Consider the following 7,557-nt stretch of genomic DNA (forward strand, 5'->3'; position numbering starts at 1 on the left):
CTCGGATGCAGGACGACGGCGTTCCATTCGGAAGGAGAACGATGAGGACCACGAAGAGGCGGCCGCTGGCGGTCGTCGCGACCGCGGCGACCCTGGCCCTGACCCTGGCCGCCTGCTCCGGCGGCTCGGGCGGCGGCGAGGGCGGCGACACCCCCGAGGCCAGCGAGCTCGGCCAGGTCGGCGCGATGGAGGACTACGAGGTCGGCACGACCTTCAAGGCCACCGAGCCGGTGACGTTCGGGCTCATGTACCGCGACCACCCGAACTACCCCCTCAAGGCCGACTGGGACATCCTGACGAAGCTGCAGGAGAACCAGAACGTCGAGTTCGACATCCAGACCGCGCCGCTGTCGGACTGGCAGCAGGCGCAGTCGATCGCGATCGGCGCGGGCAACGCCCCCGACATCATCTCGGTGACGTACCCGGGCCAGGAGGTCCCCTTCGTCGCCGGCGGCGCGATCCTGCCCGTCAGCGACTACGTCGAGCACATGCCGAACTTCCAGGACAAGGTCGAGAAGTGGGGCCTGGAGGCGGACATCGACCGCCTGCGCCAGGAGGACGGCAAGTACTACCTGCTGCCGGGTCTGCGCGAGTCGGTGCGCCCCATGTACACCTACGCGGTCCGCAAGGACATCTGGGACCAGCTCGGCCTGAGCCTGGAGCCCGAGACGTTCGAGGACTTCAAGGCCGACCTCGAGAAGGTCAAGGCCGCGTACCCCGACCAGTACCCGATCTCCGACCGGTGGTCGGCGAACGGCCCGCTCGAGGCGACGCTCAACGTCGCGGCGCCGGCCTTCGGCACCATCGCCGGCTGGGGCTTCGGCGAGGGCGTGCAGTGGGACGAGGACGCCGAGGAGTTCGTCTACGCGGGCGCCACGGACGAATACCGCGAGCTGCTCGAGTACTACAACGGGCTGATCGCGGACGGCCTCATGGACCCGGAGAGCCTCACGCAGGAGGACGACCAGGCCCTGCAGAAGATGGGCTCGGGCCAGACGTTCGCGCAGCTCACGAACGACCAGGAGATCCTCAAGATCCGCAGCACCCTGACCGAGCTCGGCACGACGGGCGAGGTCGCGATGATCCGCGTGCCGGCGGGCCCCGCGGGTGACATCGAGGGCGGTCAGCGCCTCGTCAGCGGGCTGATGCTGGCGTCCACGGCGGCCGAGGAGGACGACTTCCTCGCGATGCTCCAGTTCCTCGACTGGCTGTACTACTCCGACGAGGGCCTCGAGTTCGCCAAGTGGGGCGTCGAGGGCGAGACGTACACGAAGGACGGCGACACCCGGACGCTGAACCCGGAGATCGACCAGAACGGCCTCAACCCGGGCGCGCCGAAGTCGCTCAACGTCGACTACGGCTACCACAACGGCGTCTGGATGCTCGAGCACGGCTCCACCGACGACCTCGACCGGTCGATGCTGCGACCGGAGGTCGTGGACTTCGTCGAGTCGATGTCCGACAAGGAGCTCGCCCCGGTCGCGCCGCCGGCGCCGCTCAACGAGCTCGAGCGCGAGCAGGTCTCGCTCTGGCAGACCGCCCTGCGCGACCACGTCTACCAGAACACCGCCGCGTTCATCCTCGGCCAGCGCCCGCTGTCCGAGTGGGACGCGTACGTCACGGAGCTCGAGGGCAAGAACATGCAGCAGTACCTCGACGTCGTGAACGGCGCGCAGCAGCGGTTCGCCGAGGCGAACGGCTGACGCGACCGACCGACGCGACGGCCCGGTCCCTGCTCGCAGGGGCCGGGCCGTCCCGTTCCAGCCCGCGCCCGTCCCGGGGCGGGGCCCGCACCAGACCGCGAACGACCGGAAGGACCGTCCCCGTGCGCACCGTCGTCCCCACCCAGCCCAGCGGCCCCCTGCCCGACGCCTGGCGCGCCTGCGTCGGCACCGGGCGCATGAACCTGGCCCTGCGCGCGGACTACCGCGACTCGCTGGCGCAGGTGCAGCGGGAGATCGGCTTCCGGCACGTGCGCGGGCACGGCCTGCTCTCGGACGACATGGCGGCGCTGCGGACGGACGAGGTCGACGGCCGCACGTACACGCGGTACGCGTCGACCTACGTCGACCAGGTGCACGACTTCTTCCTGTCGGCGGGCATCCGGCCGTTCCTCGAGCTGGGCTTCATGCCGTCGCAGCTCGCGTCGGGCGACGACACGGTGTTCTGGTGGAAGGGCAACATCACGCCGCCGCGGGACGAGCGCGCGTGGGTGGCGCTCGTGCAGGCGGTGCTGCGCCACCAGATCGACCGGTACGGCATCGACGAGGTGCGGCACTGGCCGGTCGAGGTGTGGAACGAGCCCAACCTCACGGTGTTCTGGAAGGACGCCGACCAGGAGGCCTACCTCCGTCTCTACGAGGCGACCGCCCGCGCGGTGAAGGACGTCGACGCGGACCTCCAGGTGGGCGGCCCGGCCCTCTCGCCCGGGTCGGACGAGTGGTGGGCGCCGTTCACGGACTTCGTGACCTCGCGCGACGTGCCGGTCGACTTCCTGTCCCGGCACGCGTACACGTCGGGGCCCGCGCAGCACGTGCCGTTCGGCACGTACCAGACCCTCATGCCGCCGCAGCACCTGCTCGAGCAGTTCGACGCCCCGCGCCGGCACGTCGCGGGCACGCCGCTCGCGGGCCTGCCGGTGCACATCACCGAGTTCAACACGTCGTACCGCCCGGACAACCCGGTGCACGACACGGCGTACAACGCGGCCTACCTGGCGCCGGTGCTGGCGGCCGGCGGCGACCTCGTCGACTCCTTCTCCTACTGGACGTTCTGCGACGTCTTCGAGGAGAAGAACGTGCCGACGTCGTTCTTCCACGGCGGGTTCGGCATGCTGACGCACCGGCAGGTGGCCAAGCCGACGTACCACCTGTACGCGTTCATGGCCCGGATGGGCCGCGACGTGCTGGCGCGCGGCGACGACCACCTCGTGTGCGTCGACCCCGACGGCCGCGTGACCGTGCTCGCGTGGCAGCCGGTCGGCGGCACGGACGCCGCCGACGCACCCGCCGAGCACCGCGTCTCCCTCTCGCTGCCCGTGCCCGCCGGCACCCCGGCCGCGTTCGCGCACCGCGAGCGCGTCAACGAGCACGACGGCAACGCGTTCGCCGCGTGGCGCGAGCTCGGCCGCCCGCTCTCGCCCACCGCGCGCGAGCTCGACCTGCTGCGCGCCTGCGCCGCGCCCGCGACGTCCCACGCCCACGCGCCCGTGCACGACGACCGCGTCGACCTGGACCTCGTGCTGTCCCGGCACGAGGTGACGTTCGTCGAGGTCCTGCCCGTGACGCCCACGCACCACGAGGGCCTGGACGACCGGCGTGCGCTGGGCGTCGACGACGACCGGCTCGTGGCGCCGCACGAGCGGCTGCGAGCATGACCGCCATGACCTACGACGGTGCGGGGGCGCGACGCGGCGCCCCGGACGACGAGATCGGTGCCGGCCCGCTGTCGCGGGGGGCGGCGGTGGTGTGGTGGGTGCTGACGGTGAGCGGGCTGACCGTGCTCACCGGCGGCCTGCCGCTGGCCGTCGTCCCGCTGCTCCTGTCCGACCCGAGCAACGCGCCGCTCGTGGCGCTCGCGGCCGTGCCGCTCGCGCCCGCGCTGGCGGCGGCGGTGTTCGCGTGGCGCCGGTTCCTCGGGGACCGCGACCTCGGGCCCGGGCGGCACTTCTGGCGCGGGTACCGGCTGAACGCGCTCGACGTCCTGCGCTGGTGGGTGCCGACGGTGGCCGTGCTCGCGCTCGTCGGGTTCACCGCCGGCAACCTCGGGCAGGCGCGCGTCCCCGCCGGGTACGGCGTCGTGCTGGCCGTCGTCGCGGTGGCCCTGCTGCTGTGGGCGGCGAACGCGCTGGTGCTGTCGGCGACGCTGAGCCTGCGCACGCGGGACGTCGCCCGCCTCGCGGCCTACTACCTGGCCGCACGGCCGCTCGTCACCCTCGGCACGCTGTCGCTGCTCGTGCTGTGCGTCGGCGTCGTCGTGCTCACGTCCGACTGGGTGCTCGTCGCCCTGCTCGGTCCCCTCGCCCTCGCCGTCACGCGCAACGCCGCACCGGTGCTGCGCGACGCGACCGCCCGGTTCACCCGCCCCACCGACCACGGATGAGGTCCTCCCGCATGACCCTGCACGGCCCCGGTCTCCCGCTGTCCGACCACCTGCGCTACGGCGGTGACTACAACCCCGAGCAGTGGCCCGAGCACGTGTGGGACGCCGACCACGCCGCGTTCTCCGCGGCGCGGATCTCGACGCTCACCGTCGGGGTGTTCGCGTGGGCGCACCTGCAGCCCGCGGAGGGCACGTACGACTTCTCGCGGCTCGACGCGATCGTCGAGCGCGTCGCCGCCGAGGGGCGGCAGGTGGTCCTCGCGACGCCGAGCGGCGCGATGCCGCCGTGGCTCGCGCGCGCCTACCCGGACGCCTGCCGGGTGGACGTCGAGGGGCGGCGGCACGTCTACGGCCAGCGGCACAACCACTGCCCGTCGTCGCCGGACTTCCGGCGGCTGTCGGTCGCGATGGCCGACCGGCTCGCGGAGCGGTACGCCGGCCACCCGGCGGTCGTCGCGTGGCACGTCGGCAACGAGTACGGCGGCGGCTGCTGGTGCGAGGCGTGCACCGCCGCGTTCCGGGTCTGGCTGCGCGAGCGGTACGGCTCCCTCGACCGGCTCAACGACGCGTGGAACACGCTGTTCTGGTCGCACGTCTTCACCGACTGGGACGAGATCCCGGCGCCGTCGATGCTGTCGGAGCACTGGCGCGGCCCGGACCACACGGCGTTCCAGGGCATCACGCTCGACTACCGCCGGTTCCTGTCCGACCAGCTCCTGGCCGGCTTCGTCGCGGAGAAGGCGGCCATCCGCGCGCACGACGCCACGACCCCCGTCACGACGAACCTCATGGGCCTCTACCAGCCGGTCGACTACCACCGCTGGGCCGAGCACCTCGACTTCGCGTCGTGGGACAACTACCCGCCCGCCGACGACCCGGTGCGCACGGCCGCGCGGATGGCCGCCACGCACGCGGCGATGCGCGGCCTCAAGGACGGCCAGCCGTTCTGGGTCATGGAGCAGACGCCGTCGATCACGGCGTCGCGCGACGTCAACCCGGTCAAGCGCCCCGGCGTGCTGGCGCTGTGGACGTGGCAGTCGGTCGCGCACGGCGCCGACGCGACCCTGTACTTCCAGATGCGGCAGTCCCGCGGCGCGTGCGAGAAGTACCACGGCGCGGTGATCGACCACTCGGGCCGCACGGACACGCGCGTGTTCCGCGAGGTCGCCGAGCTCGGCGGCGCGCTGGCCGTCACGGGGGACGCGCTGCTGGGCGCCCGCACGCCCGCCCGCGTCGCGCTGCTGCTCGACTGGGACTCGTGGTGGGCCGTCGAGATGACCGACGGGTACAACCGCCACGTCGGCTACGTCGCGACCCTCCTGCGGTACCACCGCGCCCTGTGGCACGCGAACGTGCAGGTCGACGTTGTGCCGGTCACCGCCGACCTGTCCCGGTACGACGTCGTCGTCGCGCCGCTGCTGCACATGCTCAAGGGCGACGTCGTCGAGCGGCTGACCGCGCACGTCGAGGGCGGCGGGTCGCTCGTCACGACGTTCTACGGCGGGCGCGTCGACGAGGCCACGAACGCGTTCCTCGGGGAGCCGCCGCTGGACCGGCTGCTGGGCGTGCGCGTGGAGGAGACCGACTCGGCGGCGCCGGGCGCGGCGAACCCCGTCACGCTGCGGCTGGGCGGGACCCCGGCCGTGCACGACGCCGAGCTCGTGTTCGAGCTGCTCGTGCCGCACGCCGGCACCGAGGTGGTCGGCACGTACGGCGCCGACTTCTACGCGGGCACGCCGGCCGTCACGCGGGCGTCCCGCGGCGCGGGCGCGGCCTGGCACGTCGGCACGGGTCTCGACGACGACGGCGTCGCGGCCGTGCTGCGCGCGGTGCTCGACCGGCACGGCCTGGTCGGCCCGCACGCGGACGACGACGGCGTCGAGGTGGCCGACCGCGTCGCGCCCGACGGCACCTGCTACCGCTTCCTGCTGCACCACGGCGACGCCTCGCGCACCGTCACGCTCGAGGTCGGCGGCACCGACCTGCTCACCGGCCGCGAGGTCGCCGTGGGGGAGGAGCTGACGCTCGCACCGGCGCAGGTCATGGTGCTGCGGCAGGGCGCGGCCTGCTGAGGCGGGCGCGGACCTGCACGTGTCGTGGGGGTCCGCGTCCCGTACCCTGTCCCCGTCGAGGGGAGTACTTCCCCGCACCGACCCGGTCAGTACGGCGCACCCGGTGCGACCTCGGGCGGTGGCCCGCCGCAGGCGGGTGAAGGAGACCTCGGAGCCACACCACTTCCCGGTAGGAGACTCCGTTGACCCCAGTTCTCGCTGCCGCCGACGCCGCGTCCGGCTCGGCCATCAGCACCATCGCGACCCCCACGCTGTGGGGCGTCACCATCGCGGGCGTGATCGCGCTGCTCGCGCTCGACTTCCTCGTCACGCGCAAGCCGCACGAGGTGTCGATGAAGGAGGCGGCCGGCTGGTCGGCCTTCTACATCGCGCTGCCGCTCGCGTTCGGCGGCTGGGTCTGGTCGCAGTACGGCCAGCAGACCGGCGTCGAGTACCTCACCGGGTACCTCGTCGAGAAGTCGCTGTCCGTGGACAACCTGTTCGTGTTCATGCTGCTGCTCAGCGCGTTCGCGGTGCCGGCGGTCCTGCAGCAGCGCGTGCTGCTGTGGGGGATCATCGGCGCGCTCGTGCTGCGCGGCATCTTCATCGCGCTCGGCGCGGCGTTCCTCGCGAACTTCGCGATCGCGTTCCTCGTGTTCGGCCTGATCCTGCTGCTCACCGGCGTCAAGATCCTGCGCGACCAGGTCAGCGGCGCCGGCCACGACGTCGACGTCGCGAACATGCGGTCCGTCAAGCTCATCCGCCGCTTCATGCCGGTGACCGAGGACTACCGCGGCCCGCGGATGTCGGTGGTCGAGAACGGGAAGCGGATGCTCACGCCGCTCGCGGTCGTCGTCGTGGCCGTGTTCGCCACCGACATCGTGTTCGCGGTCGACTCCGTGCCCGCCGTCTACGGCATCACCGGCGACCCGTACCTCGTGTTCGCCACCAACGCGTTCGCGCTGCTCGGCCTGCGCGCCCTGTACTTCGTGCTCCAGGGCGCGCTGTCCAAGCTCGTGCACCTCGGGTACGGCCTCGCGGCGATCCTCGGGTTCATCGGCGTCAAGCTCGTCCTGCACTGGGCGCACGGCGTGTGGCCCGGCGTCCCGACCGTCCCGACGGTCTGGTCGCTCGTCGTCATCGTCGTCATCCTGGGCGTCGTCACCGCGACCAGCCTGTACGCCACGCGCGGCAAGGACGGCGACACGGGCGGCTCCGCCCACGTCGCCGAGCCGGGGGCGCACCACCACCGCTGACGCGGCACGACCCACCACGACCGCCCGGTCGCCGGCACCCGCCGGCGGCCGGGCGTCGTCGTTCGCACGCCCGCCCGCCCGCGCGCCCCGCCCGCGTCCGCCGAGTGCGGTACCTCGTACCGAGTGCGGCAGGTACGACTACCGCACTC

Annotated in this window: 5 protein-coding genes; all 5 read left to right on the forward strand. The window is 72.8% G+C overall.

Features of this window, described 5'->3' with window-relative positions:
* Nucleotides 1-41: 41 nt before the first annotated feature.
* The 5 genes from ACFUMH_RS06080 to ACFUMH_RS06100 all read left to right on the forward strand — a co-directional run bounded on the left by ACFUMH_RS06080 (nt 42) and on the right by ACFUMH_RS06100 (nt 7,408).
* Nucleotides 42-1,703, forward strand: a complete 1,662-nt coding sequence (locus tag ACFUMH_RS06080; RefSeq protein ID WP_378201950.1) for an extracellular solute-binding protein — start codon at nt 42-44, stop codon at nt 1,701-1,703.
* Between the two features lie 122 nt (nt 1,704-1,825).
* Nucleotides 1,826-3,376, forward strand: a complete 1,551-nt coding sequence (locus tag ACFUMH_RS06085) for a xylan 1,4-beta-xylosidase (RefSeq protein WP_378201953.1) — start codon at nt 1,826-1,828, stop codon at nt 3,374-3,376.
* The gene (locus ACFUMH_RS06090; RefSeq protein ID WP_378201956.1) at nt 3,373-4,101 is read left to right on the forward strand and encodes a glycosyl transferase; all 729 of its coding nucleotides are present in this window, start codon (nt 3,373-3,375) and stop codon (nt 4,099-4,101) included. Before ACFUMH_RS06085 ends, ACFUMH_RS06090 begins: the two co-directional genes overlap by 4 nt.
* 11 nt (nt 4,102-4,112) lie before the next feature.
* Nucleotides 4,113-6,173, forward strand: a complete 2,061-nt coding sequence (locus tag ACFUMH_RS06095) for a beta-galactosidase (protein WP_378201958.1) — start codon at nt 4,113-4,115, stop codon at nt 6,171-6,173.
* Nucleotides 6,174-6,355: 182 nt separating this feature from the next.
* Nucleotides 6,356-7,408 carry a TerC family protein gene (locus tag ACFUMH_RS06100; RefSeq protein WP_378201961.1) on the forward strand — a complete coding sequence of 351 codons (1,053 nt, stop codon included), beginning with the start codon at nt 6,356-6,358 and terminating at the stop codon, nt 7,406-7,408.
* The last annotated feature ends 149 nt before the right edge of the window (nt 7,409-7,557 follow it).

Source organism: Cellulomonas sp. NPDC057328 (assembly GCF_042667215.1).
Lineage (GTDB): Bacteria > Actinomycetota > Actinomycetes > Actinomycetales > Cellulomonadaceae > Cellulomonas.

Excerpts from the sequence above, each read along its gene's own strand:
- ACFUMH_RS06080 (WP_378201950.1), top strand. The coding sequence starts at position 42 with ATGAGGACCACGAAGAGGCGGCCGCTGGCGGTCGTCGCGACCGCGGCG.
- ACFUMH_RS06090 (WP_378201956.1), top strand. The coding sequence starts at position 3,373 with ATGACCGCCATGACCTACGACGGTGCGGGGGCGCGACGCGGCGCCCCG.
- ACFUMH_RS06095 (WP_378201958.1), top strand. The coding sequence starts at position 4,113 with ATGACCCTGCACGGCCCCGGTCTCCCGCTGTCCGACCACCTGCGCTAC.